General features: G+C 71.5%; 1 protein-coding gene. It reads left to right on the forward strand.

Going from position 1 to position 498, the window contains the following annotated elements; genetic code table 11:
• The coding region (locus C1638_RS22805; protein ID WP_165826593.1) for an AMP-binding protein at positions 1-498 on the forward strand (498 nt) is incomplete at both ends.

Genomic DNA, 498 nt, shown 5'->3' on the forward strand with positions numbered 1-498 from the left:
GTGCGCAGGCGCCTGCCTCCACCTGGTGCCCGACGAGGTGCGCCCAGACCCGGCGGCGCTGCTGGCATTCTTCGCCGAGCAGCGGATCAGCCCCGCCTTCGCGCCTACCGTGATGGTGCCCGCGCTGGCAGAGCAGCCCGCCCCGCCGTCGCTGGCGCTGCGCTACCTGTTCTGCGCCGGGGCAAAACTGCCGCCGGTCGCACCCGGCGGGCTGCCCTATACCGTGGTGGATTACTACGGCCCGCCCGAGGCCACGGTCTTCGCCACCTGCCGCATCGTCGACGCCGAAGCACATCGGCGACCCGCCTCGATCGGCACGCCCATCGACGGCTGCGAGGCATTCATCCTCGACGCCGACGACCGGCCTTGCCATGGCGACCGACCCGGTGAACTGAACCTGGCGGGCGTCTGCCTGGCGCGCGAATACCTGCGCGACCCGGACATGACCACCAGGCGCTTCCACTACTCGCAGGCACTGCGGCGTCGGCTCTACCGCAC

The sequence above is a fragment of the Chryseobacterium oncorhynchi genome, from assembly GCF_002899895.1.
GTDB classification, from domain to species: Bacteria; Bacteroidota; Bacteroidia; order Flavobacteriales; family Weeksellaceae; genus Chryseobacterium; species Chryseobacterium oncorhynchi.